Origin of the sequence: Rhizobium atlanticum (assembly GCF_030182485.1) — a bacterium.
Classification (GTDB): Bacteria; Pseudomonadota; Alphaproteobacteria; order Rhizobiales; family Rhizobiaceae; genus Rhizobium.
Window position 1 is genome coordinate 141599 of sequence record NZ_JAQJCJ010000003.1, and the last position, 21972, is coordinate 163570.

The 21972-nt window shown below is 62.4% G+C and carries 22 protein-coding genes; 10 read left to right on the plus strand and 12 right to left on the minus strand.

The annotated features are described in order from the left end of the window. Window positions 1-97 precede the first annotated feature (97 nt). Both katG and PH551_RS05925 read left to right on the plus strand, forming a co-directional pair. A complete protein-coding gene (gene katG, locus PH551_RS05920; RefSeq protein ID WP_285192244.1) occupies window positions 98-2284 on the plus strand; it encodes a catalase/peroxidase HPI in 2187 nt (728 codons plus the stop codon). Window positions 2285-2839: 555 nt separating this feature from the next. After that, window positions 2840-3565: an SDR family oxidoreductase gene (locus tag PH551_RS05925; RefSeq protein WP_285192245.1), complete on the plus strand. Its 726-nt coding sequence runs from the start codon at window positions 2840-2842 to the stop codon at window positions 3563-3565. Between the two features lie 95 nt (window positions 3566-3660). Here the strand turns inward: PH551_RS05925 and PH551_RS05930 are convergent, their stop codons facing one another. The 5 genes from PH551_RS05930 to PH551_RS05950 all read right to left on the minus strand — a co-directional run bounded on the left by PH551_RS05930 (window position 3661) and on the right by PH551_RS05950 (window position 6520). Then, window positions 3661-4071, minus strand: coding sequence for a type II toxin-antitoxin system VapC family toxin (locus PH551_RS05930; protein ID WP_285192246.1), 411 nt, complete (start codon window positions 4069-4071; stop codon window positions 3661-3663). Next, entirely contained in the window at window positions 4068-4328 is a 261-nt protein-coding gene (locus PH551_RS05935) for an antitoxin (RefSeq protein WP_285192247.1), read from the minus strand. The genes PH551_RS05930 and PH551_RS05935 overlap by 4 nt, the downstream gene beginning before the upstream one ends. A 75-nt stretch (window positions 4329-4403) precedes the next feature. Then, window positions 4404-4961 (minus strand): DUF3299 domain-containing protein, encoded by a 558-nt coding sequence (locus PH551_RS05940; protein WP_285192248.1) that lies wholly within the window; start codon window positions 4959-4961, stop codon window positions 4404-4406. A 271-nt stretch (window positions 4962-5232) separates the two neighbouring features. Next, on the minus strand, window positions 5233-5805 hold the full coding sequence (locus tag PH551_RS05945) for a PNPOx family protein (protein ID WP_285192249.1): 573 nt from the start codon (window positions 5803-5805) through the stop codon (window positions 5233-5235). Between the two features lie 10 nt (window positions 5806-5815). Next, a complete protein-coding gene (locus PH551_RS05950; protein WP_085781310.1) occupies window positions 5816-6520 on the minus strand; it encodes an SDR family oxidoreductase in 705 nt (234 codons plus the stop codon). Between the two features lie 106 nt (window positions 6521-6626). Between PH551_RS05950 and PH551_RS05955 the strand changes: the two genes are divergently transcribed. Continuing rightward, window positions 6627-7502 (plus strand): LysR substrate-binding domain-containing protein, encoded by an 876-nt coding sequence (locus PH551_RS05955; protein ID WP_285192250.1) that lies wholly within the window; start codon window positions 6627-6629, stop codon window positions 7500-7502. A 50-nt stretch (window positions 7503-7552) separates the two neighbouring features. Here PH551_RS05955 and PH551_RS05960 read toward each other — a convergent pair whose 3' ends face one another. Beyond that, window positions 7553-8392, minus strand: a complete 840-nt coding sequence (locus PH551_RS05960; protein ID WP_285192251.1) for an oxidoreductase — start codon at window positions 8390-8392, stop codon at window positions 7553-7555. A 305-nt stretch (window positions 8393-8697) separates the two neighbouring features. Here PH551_RS05960 and PH551_RS05965 point away from each other — a divergent pair, with 305 nt between their 5' ends. Continuing rightward, on the plus strand, window positions 8698-9303 hold the full coding sequence (locus tag PH551_RS05965) for a TetR/AcrR family transcriptional regulator (RefSeq protein WP_285192252.1): 606 nt from the start codon (window positions 8698-8700) through the stop codon (window positions 9301-9303). A gap of 32 nt (window positions 9304-9335) precedes the next feature. Here the strand turns inward: PH551_RS05965 and PH551_RS05970 are convergent, their stop codons facing one another. Further along, on the minus strand, window positions 9336-9800 hold the full coding sequence (locus PH551_RS05970; RefSeq protein WP_285192253.1) for a nuclear transport factor 2 family protein: 465 nt from the start codon (window positions 9798-9800) through the stop codon (window positions 9336-9338). A 137-nt stretch (window positions 9801-9937) separates the two neighbouring features. On the opposite strand from PH551_RS05970, the gene PH551_RS05975 reads away from it, so the two are divergent. Further along, window positions 9938-10309 (plus strand): winged helix-turn-helix transcriptional regulator, encoded by a 372-nt coding sequence (locus PH551_RS05975; RefSeq protein ID WP_285192254.1) that lies wholly within the window; start codon window positions 9938-9940, stop codon window positions 10307-10309. Window positions 10310-10424: 115 nt separating this feature from the next. Here PH551_RS05975 and PH551_RS05980 read toward each other — a convergent pair whose 3' ends face one another. After that, complete coding sequence (locus PH551_RS05980) at window positions 10425-11393, minus strand: zinc-dependent alcohol dehydrogenase family protein (RefSeq protein ID WP_285192255.1); 969 nt, start codon at window positions 11391-11393, stop codon at window positions 10425-10427. 53 nt (window positions 11394-11446) lie between these two features. Between PH551_RS05980 and PH551_RS05985 the strand changes: the two genes are divergently transcribed. Genes PH551_RS05985 through PH551_RS05995 form a run of 3 tightly spaced genes read left to right on the plus strand, consistent with a single transcriptional unit; the run spans window position 11447 to window position 14561 of the window. Then, a complete protein-coding gene (locus PH551_RS05985; protein ID WP_285192256.1) occupies window positions 11447-11863 on the plus strand; it encodes an acyl-CoA thioesterase in 417 nt (138 codons plus the stop codon). Between the two features lie 3 nt (window positions 11864-11866). Continuing rightward, on the plus strand, window positions 11867-13384 hold the full coding sequence (locus tag PH551_RS05990; RefSeq protein ID WP_285192257.1) for a class I adenylate-forming enzyme family protein: 1518 nt from the start codon (window positions 11867-11869) through the stop codon (window positions 13382-13384). Beyond that, window positions 13362-14561, plus strand: coding sequence for a thiolase family protein (locus PH551_RS05995; RefSeq protein ID WP_285192258.1), 1200 nt, complete (start codon window positions 13362-13364; stop codon window positions 14559-14561). The genes PH551_RS05990 and PH551_RS05995 overlap by 23 nt, the downstream gene beginning before the upstream one ends. A gap of 159 nt (window positions 14562-14720) precedes the next feature. Here the strand turns inward: PH551_RS05995 and PH551_RS06000 are convergent, their stop codons facing one another. Next, window positions 14721-15113: an IS110 family transposase gene (locus PH551_RS06000; protein ID WP_285192259.1), complete on the minus strand. Its 393-nt coding sequence runs from the start codon at window positions 15111-15113 to the stop codon at window positions 14721-14723. Window positions 15114-15590: 477 nt separating this feature from the next. Here PH551_RS06000 and PH551_RS06005 point away from each other — a divergent pair, with 477 nt between their 5' ends. Both PH551_RS06005 and PH551_RS06010 read left to right on the plus strand, forming a co-directional pair. Beyond that, window positions 15591-16355: an SDR family oxidoreductase gene (locus PH551_RS06005; RefSeq protein ID WP_285192260.1), complete on the plus strand. Its 765-nt coding sequence runs from the start codon at window positions 15591-15593 to the stop codon at window positions 16353-16355. A 144-nt stretch (window positions 16356-16499) separates the two neighbouring features. After that, window positions 16500-16913, plus strand: coding sequence for a cupin domain-containing protein (locus tag PH551_RS06010; RefSeq protein ID WP_285192261.1), 414 nt, complete (start codon window positions 16500-16502; stop codon window positions 16911-16913). Window positions 16914-16962: 49 nt separating this feature from the next. Here PH551_RS06010 and PH551_RS06015 read toward each other — a convergent pair whose 3' ends face one another. The 3 genes from PH551_RS06015 to PH551_RS06025 all read right to left on the minus strand — a co-directional run bounded on the left by PH551_RS06015 (window position 16963) and on the right by PH551_RS06025 (window position 21522). After that, window positions 16963-18246: a cystathionine gamma-synthase family protein gene (locus tag PH551_RS06015; RefSeq protein ID WP_285192262.1), complete on the minus strand. Its 1284-nt coding sequence runs from the start codon at window positions 18244-18246 to the stop codon at window positions 16963-16965. 136 nt (window positions 18247-18382) lie between these two features. Further along, on the minus strand, window positions 18383-19462 hold the full coding sequence (locus tag PH551_RS06020; protein WP_285192263.1) for a YihY/virulence factor BrkB family protein: 1080 nt from the start codon (window positions 19460-19462) through the stop codon (window positions 18383-18385). A gap of 317 nt (window positions 19463-19779) precedes the next feature. Next, on the minus strand, window positions 19780-21522 hold the full coding sequence (locus PH551_RS06025; protein WP_285192264.1) for an adenylate/guanylate cyclase domain-containing protein: 1743 nt from the start codon (window positions 21520-21522) through the stop codon (window positions 19780-19782). Window positions 21523-21972 lie beyond the last annotated feature (450 nt).

A 21972-nucleotide genomic window follows, 5' to 3' on the forward strand; every position in this document is an offset into this window, starting at 1 on the left:
AACGCTTCCGATATGAAGACTGCCAGGGAGAGAGTGGGGCGCCAGCTCGGCTCATCTTTTTGAACCGCCGACCGATCAAGCAATGAAGGAGACGATCATGGACAACCCCACTGACAGCACAGGAAAATGTCCTGTAGCCCATGGCAATACGCCGCGCGGCAGAGCCAACCGCGACTGGTGGCCGAACCAGCTGAACGTGCAGATTCTTCATCACAATTCCGGCCGTGCCGACCCGATGGGCAGGGACTTCGACTATGCCGAGGAGTTCAAGAAGCTCGATCTCGACGCGCTGAAGAAGGATCTTCACGCGCTGATGACGGATTCGCAGGACTGGTGGCCGGCCGACTTCGGTCATTACGGCGGCCTGTTCATCCGCATGGCCTGGCACAGCGCCGGCACCTATCGCATCACCGACGGCCGCGGCGGCGCCGGCCAGGGCCAGCAGCGTTTCGCACCGCTGAACTCCTGGCCTGACAATGCCAACCTCGACAAGGCCCGCCGGCTGCTCTGGCCGATCAAGCAGAAATACGGCAACCGCATCTCCTGGGCCGACCTCCTGATTCTCACCGGCAACGTCGCGCTCGAATCGATGGGGTTCAAGACCTTCGGCTTCGCCGGCGGCCGCGCCGACGTCTGGGAGCCCGAGGAGCTCTATTGGGGCCCTGAGGGCACCTGGCTCGGCGATGAGCGCTACAGCGGCGAACGCCAGCTGGCAGAGCCGCTCGGCGCCGTGCAGATGGGCCTCATCTACGTCAACCCGGAAGGCCCGAACGGCAATCCAGACCCGGTCGCTGCGGCCCGAGACATCCGTGAAACCTTCGCTCGCATGGCAATGAACGACGAGGAAACCGTGGCATTGATCGCCGGCGGCCACACCTTCGGCAAGACCCATGGCGCAGGCGACCCGTCCTTTATCGGCGCCGAGCCGGAAGGCGGCGCGATCGAAGACCAGGGCCTTGGTTGGAAGAGCACGTTCGGCACCGGCGTCGGCAAGGACGCGATCACCGCCGGCCTCGAGGTCACCTGGTCGCAGACGCCGACCAGGTGGAGCAACTATTTCTTCGAAAACCTCTTTGCCAACGAGTGGGAGCTGACGAAGAGCCCGGCCGGCGCGCATCAGTGGCGGGCCAAGAACGCCGAAGCCACCATTCCGGATGCTTATGAGGCGGGTAAGAAGCATGTTCCGACCATGCTGACCACCGATCTGTCGCTGCGCTTCGACCCGATCTATGAGAAGATCTCGCGCCGGTTCCTCGAAAATCCCGGTGAGTTCGCCGACGCTTTCGCCCGCGCCTGGTTCAAGCTGACCCACCGCGACATGGGACCGAAGGTGCGCTACCTCGGCCCTGAAGTTCCGGCTGAAGACCTGATCTGGCAGGACGTGATCCCAGCCGTCGACCATCCGCTCGTCGACGACAAGGACATTGCCGACCTCAAGGCCAAGGTTCTCGCCACGGGCCTTTCCGTGCAGGAACTGGTCTCGACCGCCTGGGCGTCGGCCTCGACCTTCCGCGGTTCCGACAAGCGCGGCGGCGCCAATGGCGCGCGCATCCGTCTTGCCCCGCAGAAGGACTGGGAAGCCAACCAGCCGGCGCAGCTCGCCAAGGTGCTCGGTGTTCTCGAAGGCATCCAGAAGGACTTCAACGCAGCCCAGACGGGGGCTAAGAAGATCTCGCTCGCCGATCTGATCGTGCTTGCCGGTGCTGCCGGCGTCGAAAAGGCCGCGGCAGCGGGCGGCAACGCCGTCAGCGTGCCCTTCACGCCGGGCCGCATGGACGCGTCCGAAGCCCAGACCGACGCGCATTCCTTCGCGCCGCTCGAGCCCCGCATCGACGGCTTCCGCAACTATGTGAACGACAAGCGCCATCAGTTCATGAAGCCGGAAGAAGCGCTCGTCGACCGCGCCCAGCTCTTGACGCTGACCGGGCCTGAGATGACCGTCCTCGTCGGCGGCCTGCGCGTGCTGAAGGCAGGCAATCCCGAGCACGGCGTCTTCACCTCGCGCCCCGAGACACTGACGAACGACTTCTTCGTCAACCTGCTCGACATGGCCACGCAGTGGGTTCCCGCCGCCGGCAAGGACGGCGTCTATGAAGGCCGCGACCGCAAGACGGGTGCGCCTAAGTGGACCGGTACCCGCGTCGACCTGATCTTCGGCTCGCACTCGCAGCTGCGCGCCTTCGCCGAAGTCTACGGCCAGGCCGACGCCAAAGAAAAGTTCGTCAAGGACTTCGTCGCCGCCTGGAACAAGGTCATGAACGCCGACCGCTTCGATCTCGTCTGATCGGTTCGGCAAGTTTTGCCCGGGCGCGGCTTTCGGCCGCGCCCGGCATCTTTTGTGAATGTCCTGGGGCGGCTACAACCGTCCAAGCTTCCGATCCTCGCCGCACGTGATGGTTGGTGGGGCGCGGGCACCACCATCCTTCCCTCATCCCTTTGACCTCAGGCTTCGCCCGAGGGATGTCACAGGGATCCAGCGCGCCCAAGTCCTTGGGCGCAGGAAACTCCCTTGTTTTCAAAATAGTCATTCACCGCGCGGACGCGCGGTGGCTGGATTCCTGTGACAGGCACAGGAATGAGAAGTGTGGGGTTGGCCTCCGGCCACCTTTCCGCAGCCGTTTCATTTTACTCGGCGTCGTCCTCCGCCTTGTGCCGAGGATCTGCTGCCCTATCGACCGGAAGCAGATGCTCGGGACAAGCCAGGACAAGCCCGAGAATGACGGAAGAGAGTTCAGAGGCACCACCGCCCAATCGCCCAGATCATCCCGCCACGCCGCGAACTTCTAGCCATGACCGATCCCGCATGCGATAGATGATCGACACATTTGGAGGAGTGGATATGAAAGGTTTGCAAGGTAAAGTCGCGGCCATTACCGGAGCTGCCTCGGGCATTGGATTGGCGACGACCGAGGCGATCATCGCGGCGGGCGGCACGGTCGTGATGATCGATCGGGACGAGGCGGCGCTGAGTGCGGCCTGCGGCAGGCTCGGTGAGAGGGCGATCGCGCTGCCGCTCGACCTTCTGAAACCCGAGGAGTGCGCCGGCCTGCTGGACGGCATTCTCTCGAAGGCCGGCCAGCTCGACATCTTCCATGCCAATGCCGGCACCTATATCGGCGGGGATCTGGCGGATGCCGATCTCGATGCGATCGACCGCATGCTCAATCTCAACGTCAACGTGGTCATCAAGAACGTCCGGACGGTCATGCCGCACATGATCGAAAGAGGGACGGGAGACATCATCGTCACCAGTTCGGTCGCGGGCCATGCCCCGGTTCCGTGGGAGCCGGTCTATTCGCCTTCGAAATGGGCGATGCATTGCTTCGTCCAGACCATGCGGCGGCAGCTCCTCAAGAACGGCATCCGCGTGGGGTCCGTCTCGCCCGGACCTGTCAGCAGCGCTCTGCTGAAAGACTGGCCTGCGGAAAACCTGCGCAAGGCAAAAGAGGCGGGCGCGCTGATCGAACCCTGCGACGTGGCGGAAGCAGTGATCTTCATGCTGACCCGGCCGCGCAACGTGACGATCCGCGACGTGGTGATCCTGCCGAGCGCCTTCGACATCTGATACGAGTGAAGGCAGTGTGGATTCCTCTCCGTATAAACCGGCTGCGTGAAGAGGCGGATAGTGCGTGCCGAAACGCCGGCTGAAGCTCTCCGGGGCTACCGCCCGGTCGTCCAATTCTCGACGCGCAGGCCATCCACGCGCCGGAACTCCCCGACGTTGTTCGAAATAAGAACAAGATCCCGCGTCTTCGCCTGCGCGGCTATCAGCACATCGTAAGGACCGATCGGTGGTCCCTTTGCCGCCAACGCCGCGCGGATCTCTCCAGCGGCCAGCGCATCCTCGCGCTCGAAACCGACGGTCGGGAAATCCGCCATGAACAGGCGCAGGGTTTCGAGATTGTAGGAAATTTTCGCGCTCTTGTAGGCGCCGTAATAGAGATCTTGCATGACGATGCTCGACAGCCCAATCGAACCCTCGTCGCTGTCCATGACGTGGGCGAGCAGCATGTCGGACTTCCGGCCGATCAGAGCGATCACCGCATTGGTATCGATGAGATGAGTGATCACTTGAACAAGTCCTGAAGGCCAGTTCTCTCCTGATCTTCTGCCTGCTCACGTCCCTCCGCCATGAAATCGTCGCTGAGGCCGCGCTCCAGGGCGCTGCGCAACGAGGCCCAGCGGCCGCCGTGATCGGTCCGCGGCCGCAGAATGATCGCATCGCCTTCCCGTGTCACTTCCACCTGATCGACGTCGAAGCGAAACTCCTTCGGCAGCCGGACGGCCTGCGAATTGCCGGATTGAAAGACGCGCGCATATTGCGGCACAGAGAACGCTCCACGGATCGTATATATAATTATGTATATACGCGGCTGGCGTCACTCATGCAAGAAGCCGTTCCGCTAGCGAGGCAGAATGCCGAAAGGCGAGAGCGTCAGCAGATCGGGATCATCGGTCGCCGTCGCTTTCGCCACCTGGGCATGGCTCATGCTGTAGCCGTAGGCAAGGACGCGGACGCCGTCGATCATGAAGAACTGCGCCTGGTCCAAGCCGGGCCGCAGGCTGCCCGTTACGGTGACGGTCTCGTAGATTCTTTCGAGGTGCAGAGGCTCCTGCGGAACGACGCGGACCAACTGATTGGGCGGAGGGGAAGGCATGTGGCTGCAGGCTCCGGCCCAGGGGACCAGCATGAATTCGTAGACGAGATCACCATCCTGGTCGACCGGCAGCACGAAGCCCGTCAATTCGACTGGCTGGCCTTCGTCATGCCAGGCAAACGTTTCGCCCTGCGGGCCGCTGACCGTCTTGCCCGACAGCGGCATTGTCGCCTTGGCCTGTTCGGCCGGCCTCAAAGCGCTCCAGAAGATGGGCTGGGCTGCGGCAAAGGCATCGGAAACCGGCGGTGCGGAAGCAAATGCCAGCACCCCGAACATCAGGCGAAACAGTCTGTGCTTCATCATCGCGTCTCCCGCGGCCGGCCGTTTCGGCGACCTGCCGCTGCCGCGCGGATGCTACTCCTGATTTCGCTCGGCCGTCCATCCGCTTTCCCTCGGCGCAAAGGATTTCCTGACCAAGCCCTTCGAGGCGATCGAGGCGGTGCTGCGCATCTTCAACCTGCTCGAAACTCGCATCCTGACGCTGGAACTCACGGGCTGGCGACGCCGAAATCGGACCGCCCCCAGGGACGATTGATCGCCTCCGCTCAACGTCCGAAAGCGCGGCGATTTCAGGTCAGGGATTGACCCAGCGGCAAGAAGAGAGGGCGCCGGCTTCGTCATAACAGAACAGCGCGCGTCGATTGTCCTGCTGCCGCAGCTGGAACCAGTCCAGCGTCCAGGCCCGGAAGATCAAGACGCCAAAGCGCGTCTTCCCCTCGGCCTCATCCGCAGGCTCTGCCGCGTCGATCATTTCGAAGGCGCGCTCGTCCCCGGGCGGGCCGCCCGCATAGGTCATCCGCGTCCGCGCGGGCAGCCTCCCCCACGCGGCATTAGCACCTCCGCTTCCCGGCCCATGAAGCTCGACCGCCCCTTGAAGCCGAAGCTGCAGCCGGCTCTCGGCGCTGAAGCCGAGGATCGTGACGCGGGAATTGACTGAAAGTTCCAGCCATTTGGAGCTGCGCGTATCCGTATGAAATTCGAGACACCGCGCCGACCTATCGGCTGCACGCAGCACGACCATGCGCGCCTGCGGCTTCGCCTCGGTATCGACGGAGCAGAGGCTCACATAGCGGAAACCCGACTGCGGATCCGCCGCAGCCGTTTCCAGCTCCGCCCATGCCGAGGCATCGATGTCAGTCAGATCCACCGGCAGTCGCTCAGACGGAACGGGCGATGCCGCCGTCGACGCGGATGTTCTGGCCGGTGATGTAGCCCGCACCTTCCGACAGGAGGAAGGCGATGGTGGCGGCGATTTCATCGCTCGTGCCGTAGCGGCCCATCGGAACGCTGTCCCGCCGCTCGTCGGTCGCGGGCAGGCTGTCGATCCAGCCGGGCAGGACGTTGTTCATGCGGATGTTCTTGGCCGCATAGGTGTCGGCGAAGATCTTGGTGAAGCTTGCCAGTCCCGCGCGGGCGACCGCAGAGGTCGGGAACATCGGCGAAGGCTCGAAGGCCCATGCCGTCGAAATGTTAACGATCGCACCGCCGCCCTGGGCTTCCATGATCGGCGTCACCAGGCGGGTCGGCCGCACGGCGCTGAGGAAATAGACCTCCATGCCCTTGTGCCAGTCCTCGTCTGAAATTTCGAGGATCGGCGCACGCGGACCGTGACCGGCGGAATTGACCAGCGCGTCGATCCGCCCCCATCGCTCCATCGCCAGATCGACGAGCCGCTTCAGGTCGTCGTTCGACTGGTTCGAGCCGGTGACGCCGACGCCGCCGAGCTCATTTGCCAGCGCCTCTCCCTTGCCGGAGGAAGAGAGAACAGCGACGCGATAGCCGTCCGCGGCGAGCCTCCTGGCGGCCGCCGCCCCCATGCCGGACCCGCCGGCGGTGATGAGAGCGACTTTTCCTTCAGACATTGAAACCTCCGATAGCTGATTTTGCGCAGCATTATGGCAGATGCTGATGGGACTTTCGCGTGAGAAAGAAAGCTGCCAGACTGTAGAAAATCTACTGGATATGCCGATGAACCAATCCCGCCGCACGCTGCCGCCCCTGAATGCCCTGCGCGCCTTCGAGGTCTCCGGCCGCAGGCTGAATTTCCGCGCCGCCGCCGAAGAACTGGGCGTCACGCAGGGCGCGGTCGCGCAGCAGGTTCGCGCGCTGGAGGATCAGCTCGGCCTCAGGCTGTTCCAACGCCTTGCCCGCGGCCTTGCGCTCACTGCCTATGGCACGGCCTATCTGGCGGACGTGACCCGCGCCTTCGATACGCTTGCCGAAGCGACCGGGCGGCTTCTCGACCGGCCGGAAATGGTGACGATCAGCGCCACCCCCACGGTCGCCACCAGGCTGTTGATCCCGCGGCTCGCCGAGCTCTATGCCGCCCTTCCCGACATCGATCTCAGGACGGTCGCCACCGAGGCGCTCGCCGATTTCGATCGCGACCAGGTAGACATCGCGGTACGCCTCACCCGCCCGCCTTTTCCGGCAACCCTGCAGGCGCAACTGCTGTTTCGCCAGGAACTTGTGGCGGTCGCAAGCCCGCATCTGGTCAAGGGCCTGACCTTGCCCCTAAGCGGCGAACAGCTTCGCAAACTGCCGCTTCTACATGACTCGCACGATCACTGGCCGTTATTCCTGCGCACGCGCGAGAAGCTGCCCGGCGCGGCCTTCAACCATACGACCCTGGCGCTCGACGCCGCACTCGCCGGCCAGGGCGTCGTGCTCGCCTGCCGTGCTTTCGTCATGGCCGATCTCGAGGCCGGACGGCTGGTGCAGGTGACTGATGCGACGGCGACCATTGGACCCGATTACTACCTCGTGCGCAAGCGCTCGTCATCGCCGCGAAAGGCTGTGGAAGCGGTCTGGGACTGGTGTGCGACGCAGTTGCCGCTCTCCTGAAGCGCCGCCTCGGCCGGCTAAGAGTGGCTTGCTGCTGCTCTTTCTGCCGCTCAGACCATCGACGTGATGATGCGATCGAACATCCGGTCGCTCAGCCAGCGGCGCAGCCACAAGACCGGACCTGCCATGTAGCCGGTATGATACCGGGTCTTTGGCCTGGCTGCGGTGATGGCTTTCAGAATGGTGGCCGCCACAACGGCGGGGTCCGACAGCCGTGAGCCGGAATAGATTTCATGCATGCTGGCTGCGGCATTGTTGGCGGCCTTGGCATAGGCGCCGCCGCCTGATGTCTTCCTGAGATTGTTGGCGGCGATATGTCCCCATTCCGTTTTGACACCGCCCGGCTCGACGATGACGACGTCTATCCCGAAGGCTTTGGTTTCCAGGCGAAGCGTGTCCGACCAGCCTTCGAGTGCATGCTTCGTCGCATGATACCAGCCGCCGAACGGCGTGTAGATTTTGCCGCCGATCGAGGTGATGTTGACGATTTTTCCGAACTTGTTCTCGCGCATTTTGGGAAGCACGAGTTGCGTCAGCCGGGCAAGCCCGAAGAGGTTGACCTCGAACTGCCGGCGGCCTTCGTCAACCGGGACATCTTCGATCGCCCCGTAGGAGCCGTAACCGGCATTGTTGATGAGAATATCGATCGAGCCGCATTCCGCGACGATCCGTTCGACCGCCGCCATGATCTCCTCGTCCTTGGTGAGATCCAGCGGGACGGCGACGGCGCCGCGCTGCACGAGTTCCTGCATCTGCTCGACGCGGCGCGCGGCGACGTAGACCCGGTAACCCTCCTGCAGCAGTTTCCGGGTCGTGGCATTGCCGATGCCGGACGAGGCACCGGTGATCAAAGCGGTTTTTTTCTTGGCGGTATTGGATGAGATAGCCATGACAGCACCTTCAGTTGATGGAATGGGTCGGCGGGCCACGTCGGACTGACGGCCTCGCCAGTCGGTTAGTTTTGGAAGTCGGTGGAGAAGGCTCCGGGTTTGCCCAGTGTCGCCGTTACGAAATCTGCGCGGGCGAGCAAAAGCCGGATGAGTTCCCGGGCAAAGCCGGACGATGTGTCTGTGATATGCCAGTTCTTCGACATAGCAGTTCTTTGCATCCTATTTTGAACAGTGTTAAGATGCATATATAGACGTCAATTTGAACGCTGTATAGATGTACGTGCGAAAAATTTTGGAGCGCTGGAGTGTCTGAAAAGCGGGGCTATCATCACGGGGAGCTGAGGAAGGCGCTGATCACCGCCACCGACGACATCCTGAGAGAAAACGGCATAGAGGGGTTTTCATTGCGCGATGCGGCGAGACGAGCCGGCGTTTCGCCGGGAGCGCCCGCGCACCATTTCGGCAGCGCATCGGGCCTGCTGACCGAAGTTGCAATTCTGGGCTATGAGGAACTGGCCCGCTATCTCGGTGAGGCAGTGAATGACGGAACACCGGCCGGCAGAATGCGCGCCCTGGCCGCGGCCTATGTCGCGTTCGCGCTCGACCATCCCGGCCGGTTCCGTCTGATGTTTCGGAAGGATCTCGTCAACCGCACGAACCCGGTCTACGAAGAAACGAGCAAACGGGCTCTTTGGCCTTTCGCCGAAGCCATCGCGCGGGTCAACGGCACGACTTTGGAGGCACTATTGGAAGCGCGGAACCTCGCCCCGATCTTTGCCGCCTGGTCCACCGCCCACGGCATCGCCTATCTCGCACTCGAAGACAAGATGCACTTCGCGCTCCAGGGCAACTACGATGAGGACTTTCGTAAAAGGCTCCTGCCGGAAATACTGAAAGCTCAATGGGCATAACCATGGGCCGGCGGGAGCCGGCCCCATCGACCTCAAAACATCGTGTTCTTGTTGGCCGCCTCTTTCGGAACGGCCTGAATCACGTCCCAATGCTCGACGATCTTGCCGTCCTTGACGCGGAAGATATCGACGATGGCCTGGCCGCGGTCGTCGGCGCCGTTCGTCGCGTGCACATGCAGCCAGACGAGATCGCCATCGGCGGCACTGCGGACGATCTCCGCCTTTGCTTGGGCATTGTCCTTGAAGAAGCCGGTGAAGAAGGAAATCAGCGGCTGCTTGCCGTCGGGAACCTGCGGATTGTGCTGCCGGTAATCCTCCGCAACGACCGAGGCGGCCGTTAGATCGTGCTTGTTGAAGAACTTGTCGTAAAATTCCACCACCAGCTTCCGGTTGGCTTCCTCGATCTTCAAGTCGCGAGCGGCCGATTCAGCAGAAGCGCCCGAAGGCGCGGCGATGCCTGCCAGAATGGCGAGCGCGAAAAGCGATTGAAATTTCATGCATCAAGCTCCTTGGTATGGATCAGCGATCTAGTCTAAAAGACAGACTATGAGAGCTGGTCTATGAAACCTCGCCTTGCCCGGCAAGAAGGCAGGTTTTGGTGGCAAGGTCAGCCTGCGGTGACCGAGGAGAGGGCATGCCTGGGGAATGGAACGAGCCGAAACAACAGCCTGGAGCCGGCTGCCCGATCAGAGGTGTGCTCGATCGCATCGGTGATCAATGGAGCCTGCTCACCCTCGAAGCGCTGGAACACGAAAAGAAACGCTTCAACGAGCTGCTGCGCGAGATCGGCGACGTTTCGAAACAGATGCTCTCCAAGACATTGCGGCATCTGGAACAGGACGGCTTCATCAGCCGCACGGTCTATCCTGAGGTTCCGCCGCGGGTGGAATATGAACTGACGGAGATGGGGCGCTCATTCCTGATCCCGATGAAAGCGCTGATCGGCTGGGCGGACCGGAACCATTCGGAAATCCTGAGGGCGCGGGAGCGGAATGAGACAGGTTAGAATTTAAATCACCAACAGCTCAATGCTTGCCACCTGATCGAGAATTGGTATTCGTGATTTGCCTTTCGCTTGCGCTCAAGGCGTGCGTCGCTGCCGCTTCTATAAGGCGCCCCCATCACGCCAGCAACACCTTTCCCCCCGTGCGGAAGGGCAGGGCGGCGCGCAGCGCCTTGCCGATCATTTCCAGAGGATAGACCTCCCGCACCTCAGTCGCGATCGCCTTGGAGGCGATCATCGCCGCCACCTCTGCATAGGCGCGCTGGACGTCGCCCATCGCCTCGGAGTGGACCCATTCCCTGAGGTGGCAATAGGAGAAGGCGATGTCGGGATGGGACGACCAGAATGACGGCGGGATGCTCTCACCCGAAAGCAGACCATAATGCAGGAAATAACCGCCAGGCTTCAGCGCATCGGCAAGTACCGAGGCGCGCGCGCCGCCGACGCAGTCGAGCACTGCATCGAGCCCGGACCTGCCGGCGAGGCCGGCGGCGAGATCGCTGCCCGCCCTGTCGACGATAACTGCCTCCAGCCGGCCATGTAGGTGCGCAAGAGATTCTTCGCTGCGGACGATCGCGATCGGCTCGACGCCAACGGCGTTTGCCATGCCGATCAGGACAGACCCGATCGAAGAGGCGGCGGCATTGATGGCGATACGCATGCCGGGTCTCAGCCCGATCTTCTTATGCAGCATCAGCCAGGCGGTCATCGGGTTGACATAGCTGGTCGCGGCCTCGAAATCCGAAAGAGCGTCGGGCACGCGAAGGCACCAGTTCGGATCGGTATCCTTGAACTCCTGCCATCCGCCGGCGCTGCGCACCGGCAGCACGCGTGCCCCCGGCGCAAGCCCATGAACCTCTTCGCCGCATTCTTCCACCACCCCGAAGGCTTCGAAGCCTGGGATGAAGGGCAGGGCCGTGCGGCCGGCATAGGCGCCAGAGATGGTGATGATATCGGAGGGATTAATCGAGCGCGCCAGCAGGCGAACGCGAACCTGGTCTCGCGAAAGCGGCGCCAGATCGGCGCGTTCGATGCCGACGACCTCCTCGGCCGGCCCGAATTTTCGCACGACCGCCTGATATTGCATTTGCATCCCCCACACAGTCGGTTAGAACACGCCTTCGAAATTTCGGTGATCGAATGAGCGTTGACGATAGGCCTTTAGCATCGTTCCGGGTCTCGATGCGAGACATCGACATTTATGGCCATGTCCACAATTCGGTTTATCTCGATTATTGCGAGGATGCGGTCGTCGAGTTCCTGCGCCACCGGGAGATCCTCAGCCACTTCCGCCACACCACCTCAGGCGTTGCCTATCACGTGAAGAAGGCGGAGATCACCTTTCACAACCCGATCGACGTCGACGATGTCGTCGAGGCGAAGGTCAAGGTCGAGAAGATCGGGCGGTCGAGCCTCTCCTTTACGATCGAGCTCTATCGCCAGCGCGACGGCGCCCATTGCGCCTCGGCCGGCCTCGTCTGGGTCTGCGTCGGCCTTTCCGACAGCCGCCCGACGCCGATCCCCGAGGCGACGAGAGCCGCCTTGTCGCAGGGCTGACCCATGCCGATCCACGCGGAGCTTCTTCGACACGCCACAGAGAGACCGGACAAGCCGGCGGTCGTGATCGACGGTGGCTCCCTGAGCTATGGCGAACTCTATAGCCGCGCCGGCGCGATCTACCGGTTCATCCAGGCGCTTCCGCGCTCGAACGGCCGTTCATTCGATCTTCCCGGCGTCGAGAAGCTTGTAGCGGTCAGCCTCGGCAATCACATCGGTTTTGCAGAGTATTTTATCGCCGCCACCGCACTGGCGAATGCCTGCGCTGTCATCGATCCGATGATGCCGGAGGCAACGATCGAGCGCATCGTCGAGCGCCTGGCGCCTGACGCGCTTGTCGTCGATGATGCTGCCAGCGCAAGCGCCGAGATCGGCCGCCGGCTCGGTGTTCCCGTGATCGTCGCCGGCGCGGAGCCCTTTGACCTCGCCGCGACCGGAGACGACATGCCCGTCGATGCCGAGGGGACCTTCCTGATCGGCTTCACCTCGGGCACGACAGCCGAGCCGAAGGCCTATTACCGCTCGCGCGAACAGTGGCGCCGAAGCCTCGATCGGGGACGTCTCGTTTTCGAACTCCAGGACGCGCCCTCGACCCTGTGCCCGGGAGCGCTGGCGCATGGGCTCTCGCTTTACGCACTCGTCGAAGCGCTCGATGCCGGAGCAACCTTCCATTCGATCGGGAAATGGGATGCCGGCGCGGTCGCGCGCATTCTCTCCTCAGAAAAGATAGAGCGGCTGGTTGCCGTGCCCACCCATATAGCGGGCATCGCCCGGGCATGGAGCGAGCCGATGGAATCCTTACTCGAGGTGCTGACCGCCGGCGCCAAGCTGAACCTCAACGAAGTCCAATCCATGCGCCGACTTTTCCCGAAGGCGCGCATCCGGGAATATTACGGCGCCTCCGAGATCGGTTTCATGACCGTTTCGACGCTCGTTGGCGGCGCGATCGATTTTCCGATCGACCGGGTCGGGCGAGCCTATCCCGGCGTCGAAATCTCCATTCGCGACCCGGAGGAAAACGATGTCGGCACCGATGTGCCGGGCACCATCTTCGTCAACAGCGACCTGATTGCCGACGGCTATCTCTGGGGTAACGACGGCCAGGCATTCCGGGTCACTCCGGCGGGCGCGACTGTCGGCGATCTCGGCGAAATCGATGCAAATGGCATGCTGCTGGTGATCGGCCGGGCGGGCGGCATGATGATATCGGGCGGCAACAACGTTTACCCCGCCGAGGTCGAGAGCGCGCTCAAAACCTGCCGCGGCGTCGAAGATGCCGTCGTCTTCGGGCGGCCGGACCCCTATTACGGCCAAAGCATCGTTGCCGTCGTCTCGGGGGAGGCGATGGATGCGAAAATGCTTGCCGAGCATTGCGCAGGCAGGCTTGCAAGGTTCAAGATCCCCAGGCAGTTCTACCATATCGGCGCCTGGCCGATGACGAGCAGCGGCAAGATCGCGCGCGGGCAGGTAGAGGCATCGGTGATTTCGGGAGACGGTCTTGTCCTACGCCTATCAGCCTGACGAGGATTGGCAGCCGGTCGTGGTCGCCGCCTACCGCACGCCGATCGGCCGGGCCTTCGGCTCGCTGTCGACGGTTGCAGCCGAAGACCTGCTTGCGCCCATCATCCGCCGGATCGTCGCAGAAACAGGCGTTGCGCCCGATGCCATCGACGACGTGCTGGTCGGCAATGCCGCCGGCGGCGGCGGCAATATCGGCCGGCTGGCCGCCCTCCATGCCGGCCTGCCCATGGCCGTTCCCGGTGTTGCGATCGACCGGCAATGCGGTTCCGGCCTCGAAGCGATCATCATGGCCGCTCGGCTGATCCAGGCGAAGGCCGGTTCGTGTTTCCTTGCCGGCGGCGTCGAAAGCGTCAGCACTGCGCCGTGGCGCGTGGAACGACCGAAGACGAATGGCGCCGTGCCGCGCTTTTACGGGCGGGCGCGGTTTTCACCTGAGGCGATCGGCGATCCCGAGATGGGCATCGCCGCCGAAAATGTTGCGCGCAAATTTGACATCTCGCGCCGACTTCAGGATGAGTTCGCCCTACGCAGTCACCGGCTCGCCGCCGCAGCGGCCGAAGCAGGCCGCTTCCGGCCGGAGATCGTCGAGATCGCCACCGCCAGCGGCCCCGTAACGCGAGACGAATGTCCGCGCCCGACGACCTCGCTCGAGGCGCTCGCAAAGCTGAAACCTGTTTTTCTGGCGGATGGCTCGGTGACGGCAGGCAATGCTTGCCCTGTGAACGACGGCGCCTGCCTGGTGCTCGTCATGAGCCGTGGCATGGCAAAAAGCCTCGGCATCGAAAAGGGCCTCGCCTTCATCGACAGCGCCGCCGCCGGCGTCGACCCCAACCTGCTCGGCATCGGCCCGGTCGCCTCGACGGACAAGCTTCTGCAGCGCCAGCCTCACCTGTCGCTTTCCGCGATCGACGCCATCGAATTCAACGAGGCTTTCGCGGCCCAGGTTCTGGCGTCGCTCGATCAGCTGGATATATCAGCCGACGCTGTCAACAAGGAGGGCGGCGCCCTGGCGCTCGGCCATCCCTTCGGCGCCTCCGGCGCGATCCTCGTGACCCGGCTCTACAGCCAGCTCATCCGCGGGGATGGTCGGAGGCCCGCCGCCACCGGTCTCGCCATGATCGGCATCGGCGGCGGCATAGGACTGACGGCGCTGTTCGAGGCAGTCAGGCTTACCTGATAGAAAGGCAAGTCTGCCCGGTTCGGACCCGGAAGCTACCCCTCACCCTAACCCTCTCCCCGTAAAAACGGGGAGAGGGGACGTGCCATACGAGAGGTCGGTGAGGAACCGAGACGTTGCGGCATGTCCCTGCTCCCCGCGCGCGGGGAGCAATCATGTTTAATTTTTGCTGGTATCGTGGCGTCCATCGTCTTTCGAGAGAGCATGGAAGTGCTCGAGACTTGCCGTGAAGAGCGCAATCAACACGGCATCGAGGCGATCGTTCTTGGCTCGCTTGAGCCGGCTCTTGGCAAAGAAACGCAATTGCGCCGGCTGCAGACGCGCCGCCGGCCGCTTACCGGCCCGCAGATGCGCCAGCAGCCGCCATTCATAGCCGCCAGAGGCTTCGAAGCCGATGCGGCTGACGTCATGCTCTCGAAGAAAGGCGTCAAGCGCCTTCAGGCCAGCGGTGTCGTACGTGACCCTCAGCCTTGCCTTACCGGGATGGAGGGCAATGTCGAGATGGCTTTTGCCGACATCGATTCCGGCACAAATCATGCTATTATCGGTCATCTTCGTCGTCCCTGTCTTGGAACGAACCCCAAGGTTCCTGCAACCACACGGGCCAGATGAAGAGCCGGTTGCGATCCTGCTCCCCACAGCCCAAAACGGCTAAGAAGGTGACGATCCGACAACCAACTGCCGGGCGGGCGGCCACCCGCCCGGCAGGCATCAGTATCCTACATTTTGCGCATCCAAGAAGGTGGCGGCAGCCGGATGAGGGGCGACACCAGCGCACCGCCCTTCATTTCCGCAAGACAATTCGATCACAGGACTAGCCGCCCTACTGCCTTGGCATAGGTCGACAGCGACCGAGAGAGAATGGTTCGAACCCGCGATCCGGCGCATTCTGCTGGCGATCAGTTCCGGCCAATGAAGCCGCCTGGCCTCGTGAAGTGCGCGGTTTCGGGACTCCGAGCAGTTCCTGCTCGCCTTCATTCAGCAATGCAGATCAACAGAGGACATTCCTCGTAAACAAGGGAGATTACCATGAAGATCGTCGTTATCGGCGGCACCGGCCTCATCGGCTCGAAGACCGTGGAGAGATTGCGCAAGAAGGGACACGACGTTTTGCCGGCCTCGCCGAATTCGGGCGTCGACACGATCACCGGCAAAGGCGTCGCCGAAGCGCTTGCCGGGGCGCAGGTGGTGCTCGACCTCGCCAACTCGCCTTCCTTCGAAGACCAGGCCGTGCTCGAATTCTTCCAGACCTCGGGGCGCAACCTGCTCAAGGCAGGAGCTGCGGCCGGCGTGAAACACCACATCGCGCTATCGATCGTCGGCATGGAGCGGCTGCAGGGCAGCGGTTACATGCGCGCCAAGATGGCGCAGGAAGAGCTGATCAAGAGCTCCGGAATTCCCTATACCATCGTGCACTCCACCCAGTTCCATGAATTCATGGCCGGCATCGCCCAGGCGAACACGGTCGGCCAGGCGGTGCATCTGTCGCCGGCCTATCTTCAGCCGATCGCCTCGGACGACGTCGCCGACGTCATGGCGGACGTGGCGCTCTCTGCACCAGTCAACGGCATGATCGAAATCGGCGGCCCCGAGAAGATTCGGCTGACCGATATCGTCATGCGCCTCTTCAAGGCGACGAACGATCCGCGCCAGGTGATGACGGATCCGCACGCCCGCTATTTCGGCGTCGAGCTCGATGACATGTCGCTCGTCGCCGGCGCCAATGCGCGGCTCGGCAAGATTCGCTTGGACGACTGGCTGCGCCAGCAGCCGCCCCAGAAAAAGAGCGCGTGACATCGAGCCGGCTCTTGTCCACCCACTCCTGGAGCGGCTCAGCTTTCAAGCAGCGCAGAGCCGCCCTCAGCAATTGATTTCAGAATTCCAGGCGAGACCGCTCGCACTTTCCTGGAATTGCTTCAGCAACCGAGGAGACCAGACATGCTCAGGAAAATCATCTCGGCGGCGGCCTTTGCGCTTGTCCTTGCCGCCGGCACTCAGGCTGACGCCGCTGGCAGCAAAGCCAAGGTGACCGTCGTCTTTGACCAGAAGCTGCCCAATGTTCCCGGCAAGAGCATGAAGGCCGTGCTGGTGGAATATGAGCCGGGCGGTCAGTCGCCCGGCCACACCCACCCGAAATCCGCCTTCATCTACGCCACCGTTCTCGAAGGGGCGATCACCAGCAAGGTGAATGACGGGCCGGAGAAGACCTACAAGGCCGGCGAGAGCTTTCCCGAATTTCCCGGCGATCATCACGCCGTCAGCAAGAACGCCAGCAAGACAAAGCCGGCGCGCCTGCTAGCGGTGTTCGTGCTCAATACAGACGAGACGGAGCTGACGACCGACGACAAGTGACCTCGTCCTCGATGTCCGGCGCCGCCGGGCATCTTCTCCTCCAGCCAGATCAGGCGGTCTGCAAGGCGAGCTCCAGGTCGGCGATCAGATCGTCCGGATGCTCGATGCCGATCGATAGCCGGATCGTCGATTCCAGCACGCCGATGCGCTCCCTGACATCGGCCGGCACGCCGGAATGCGTCATGGCGGCGGGGTGGCTCGCCAGCGACTCCGTGCCGCCGAGGCTAACGGCAAGCTTGAAGACCTGCAGCGCGTTCAGGAATTTGAAGGAGGCCGGCTGGCCGCCGCGGATATCGAAGGAGAAGGTCGAGCCGGCGCCGGTGCATTGCGCGGCGAAGGTGCGGCCCGACGGCGAGTCCGGATCGTGGTATGGGAGATAATGAACCTTCTCGACCTTCGGATGATCACGCAGGAAATCGGCAACGGCGCGGGCATTGCTGTTGGCCCGCTCCATGCGCAGCTGCAGCGTTTCCAGCGACCGGCCGAGCATCCAGCAGGAATGCGGATCGAGCTGCGTGCCGATCGCCCCGCGCAGCGCCTTGACCTGCTTGATGACAGCCTTGCGTCCGAGGACAGCGCCGGCGATCAGATCGGAATGGCCGCCGACATATTTGGTCAGCGAATAAAGCGAGATATCGGCGCCATGCTCGATCGGCCGCTGAAAGACCGGTCCGAGCAGAGTATTGTCGCAGACGACGATCGGCACATGCCCCTGCCTTACGCCGATCGCATCGGCCACGCGCCGGATCATCGCGACGTCGACGAGGCTGTTGGTCGGGTTGGCGGGCGTCTCGATGAGGATGACGGAAACGCGGCCCTTGCCGACCGCCTCATCCGCCGATTTCTGCACCGATGCCTCGCTGACGCCATCGGCAAAGCCGACCGCGGCGACGCCGAAATTGAGGAAGGTCTTTGCGAGCAAGGTTTCGGTGCCGCCATAGAGCGGCTGCGAATGCAGGATCGCATCCCCTGGGCGGGCGAAGGCGAATAGGGTCGTGGCGATCGCCGCCATGCCGGACGAGAAGAGCGCGCCGCTTTCCGTCCGCTCATAGACGGCGAGCCTGTCTTCGACGATCTCGCTATTTGGATGATTGAAGCGCGAATAGACGAGGCCGGCGCCCTTGCCGGCCGGCGGCTCGCGCCGGCCCGAGACATAATCGAAGAAGTCGCGGCCATCCTCGGCGGAATTGAAGACGAAGGTAGAGGTCAGGAACACCGGCGGCTTGACCGCCCCTTCCGAAAGCTCGGGATCGTAGCCGTAGTTCAGCATCTGCGTTTCGGGATGCAGCGCATGATTGCCGATATGGGTTTTGGAAGGATGCGGGGCGGTCATGATCGTCTCCTCTGTCGAACCTGCCGAAGGACAGGATACATCAATTGGAGGAGCAGTCACCGAGACTGCCCCATTGAAGAGTGGGTGATGATGTCGTCCGAAAACCACTCACAGTTTTCGCCATCAGCTCGGACGCTCAGCGCACCGTCTCACCCAGCGTATCGGCGACATAGGCGCCTCGCGCGCCCATCGGCAGCGGGTGGCCCGTCGTCGTGTCCCGCGCCGTCTGATGCTCCAGCTCGGCGTTGAGCTCCGCGCCGACAATGAGAATGACAACGGAAAGCCAGATCCAGATGAGAAAGCCGATCAACGCGCCAAGGGTGCCATAGGTCGCGTTGTAATTGGCGAAATGCTCGAGATAGAAGGAGAAGCCGAGCGACATGGCGGCCCAGGCGAGCGCGGTCAGAACAGCGCCCCACGTCATCCACCGGATCCTGGCGGGCTCACGGCTCGGGCCGAAACGGTAGACCAACGTAACGGCTGCCGCTACCACGAGCAGAAGCAGCGGCCATCTCAGGAGCAGCGCCATCTGCTCCTTGAACTGATCGAGCCAGAGATAGGAGAGCACGACAGGCATCACGCCGACGAGCGCCACCATGAGGACCGCAAAGATGATCGCGCATAGTGTGAAGCAGAGGCCGATCAGATTAAGCCGCAAAAAGCTCCGCTTCTCCCTCTCCTCATAGGCGACGTTCATCGCATCGAAAATCGCCAGCGTGCCACTATGGGTGCTCCAGAGCGCGATCGCCAGACCGACGAAAAACGTAATGCCAAGCGTGCTCTCGCGATTTTCGACGAGCGCCTTGATCTGATCGGCAAGAAGATCGAAGGCGCCGGGCGGCAGGAGAACGGCCATCTCGCGCAGATGTTCGGAGATGGTGACGGGATCGGCAGCCAGTCCATAGAGCGAGACCAGGGCCGCAAGCGCCGGAAATATCGCCAGCAGAAGATAAAAGGTCACGCCCGCGGCGATCAGCGTAACTCGGTCATCCCACACTTCGTGGAAGACGCGCCAGAACACATCGCGTAGGCCGCTCATCGGAATGGCCTCGGGTGTCGCCGCGCTGCGCCCGTGATCGTCACCGGACCAGGCGACTGCCGCCGGCGGCGCCAGCGAGCTGCGCTGCCTTGCCTGCATAAACACGATCGCCCCGACAGCGGCGGCGACCATCGCCGTGGCGAGGGGATATCTCTTGAGGTGGAGCGCATCAGCCATTACCCTATCCTCCGAATTGCTTCGTGGATAACGCCGGGTGCGGCTAAAGGATGCAAGCCGTTGCTTTCCTCCGGGGATTTCGAGTGAGGGGAGGGCGCCTGCTGCCGCTACAAGCGCCGCAAGGCAGGAACTGCCTCGGCTTAGAAAATCTTAAGTCGATGATTCTACGTGTATAATTTCTCGTACGGAAGCCAAATCGACCGTTGCTTTCGTTACTTCGGCAAAGCCATGGTTCATGCTCTTTCGCGGGCATGGCATCCTTGCGGCGCCAGAAGAGCAAATTCGCGCCCGTAAACCACTGGATGGAAGGCAATATTTTATTCCGGCAGTCCGGCCTTGCGCAACGCCAACGCCAGCCCATTCATTAGCTGAGGCCGCACCACGCCCATCCGGACAAACTCGCCTATCGTCCAGCCAGGCGCGACCTGCAGGAGGCGCCCGGCAGCGGCTTGAGCGGCCTCCAGCCGATCGAGATTGGCATAACTTGCCACCAGGCTGGCATGAAGGATGCTAAAACCGGGGTTCACCTGGATGCCGAGAGCTGAATACTTTACCGCCTCCTCGAACTGCGAGGTAAACAGGCTGACCCAAGCCAATGCGAGATAGGAATGGTAGTTCATTGGATCGAGTGGGCTTAGCCGAAGCGCCTTGAATGCATGGTCGCGTGACTGGTCGTAAGTTTCGTTGAACATGTGGACCATCGCGCTTAATCCGTAAGCGAGCGACGAATTGCCGTCCAGCATCAGTGCCCTGTCAAGCGCGTTGATCGAGCGCTCGTAACCGTGGGTTATCGTGGCATGGACGAAAGCTCCGAGGCAAAGCGCCTGCGGATCGTCCCGGCCTGTCGCGAGTGCCGCGTGCGCGTGTCTAAGCGCAGCGGCTCTATCCTCGGGATCGAAGCCGCCGCGCAGGAAACGCTGCTCGTATCCCCAGGCGGCATAGCCATGTGCGCAGGCGTAGTCGGGATCAAGACGCAAGGCCTCTCTCAGCAACCGCAGGGCTTCATCAGACTCCGCCGGCGTGTTGGCATAAGTGTGCGGCAACGCGCGGAGAAAAAAATCATAGGCATCCAGGCTGCCTGGCCGTTTGCGTCGCGCGCGCTCGATCTCCGCCCGCCGGATCGTCGGCTCAAGTGTACCAACGATCCGCTCGGTTAGCTGATCCTGCAGATCGAAAATGTCCTCCGCTGCGCCCTCAAACCTGTCGGCCCAGATATGGGTTGCGTCCCGCCCTTCGATCAGTTGCGCAGTGATGCGCAACCGGTTCGCTGAGCGCCGGATACTGCCTTCCAGCACATAGCGGACACCAAGTTCTCTGGCGATCTGCCTGACGTCGATGGCCTTATGTTTGTATGCGAAGGTGGAGTTTCGCGCGATGACGAACAGGCTCGGAATTTTGGAAAGATTGGTGATGACATCCTCGACCAGTCCATCCGCAAAATACTCCTGTTCTGGATCGCCGCTCATGTTCTCAAAGGCCAACACGGCTATCGACGGCCTATTCGGCAGGGCAGGTGGCCTCGCCAATCGCGTCTCCGGTGAAGTCCCTTCCTGCACGAGGCGATGCACCGTGATCGGCTCAGTGATATTCTTGACCTGCTGCTCCCCCATCGATTCAAATCCGAAGGCAAGTGTCTTTTCGACCTCCCGCACGACTTTGCCGGAGATGCAGATGCCACCGGGATCAGCGAGTTGCTGCAGACGCGCCGACACATTGACGCCTTCTCCATAGCGGTCATCGCCGTCGACAATGACTTCACCGAGATTGAGCCCAATCCTCAGCTCCAGCCGCTCGTTTTGCGGCACCTTCGCATTGCGCTCGTTCAGCGCGCGCTGCACCGACACCGCGCATTCCACAGCATCCACGGCGCTGCCGAATTCGGCGAGCAAGCCGTCGCCCATGAGCTTGAAGATGCAGCCGCGTCGCTTGGTGACTTCTGGTTCGATCAGCGCTTTGCGCATCGCGGTGAGACGCTCGAACGTGCCCGTCTCGTCCCGCTCCATCAGCGCCGAGTACCCGACGACGTCGGCCGCTAAGATAGCCGCGAGCTTCCTGTCCATCTACCCCCTCACATGAAGACATGCCGAACATTAACATAGAAGCGGAAAGCCACCTAGGAGCCTCCCCGGCAGCAGCAGCAAATGCGGGCAAGATGAAGCATCACCACATCAGTTGTCCGCGGACAACCCATCCAGGAGATGCCTGCCGAACATGCCGAAAGAAGATCTTACAGAACCTGCGCGGACAGAAAGCCGTTGACCCGCCGCTGCAAAAGAGCAAACCGGCGGCAGGCAGCCACGACGCCAACTGGCCTCATGTGGCGACAACTAGGCGGCCCTCGTTCGCGACCGATCATAAATCGCCGCCTCCCCGGTTGTCCGCGGACAACGACGCAGGAGATCATCTGCGCGATATCGGTGGTAGATATCGGCTTGAATTCGCCGCATTGCGGCACTACCTCGTGATGAGCCGAAGCGCTGCCCTCCTAGCTGCTTTGGCCCGATAGACAG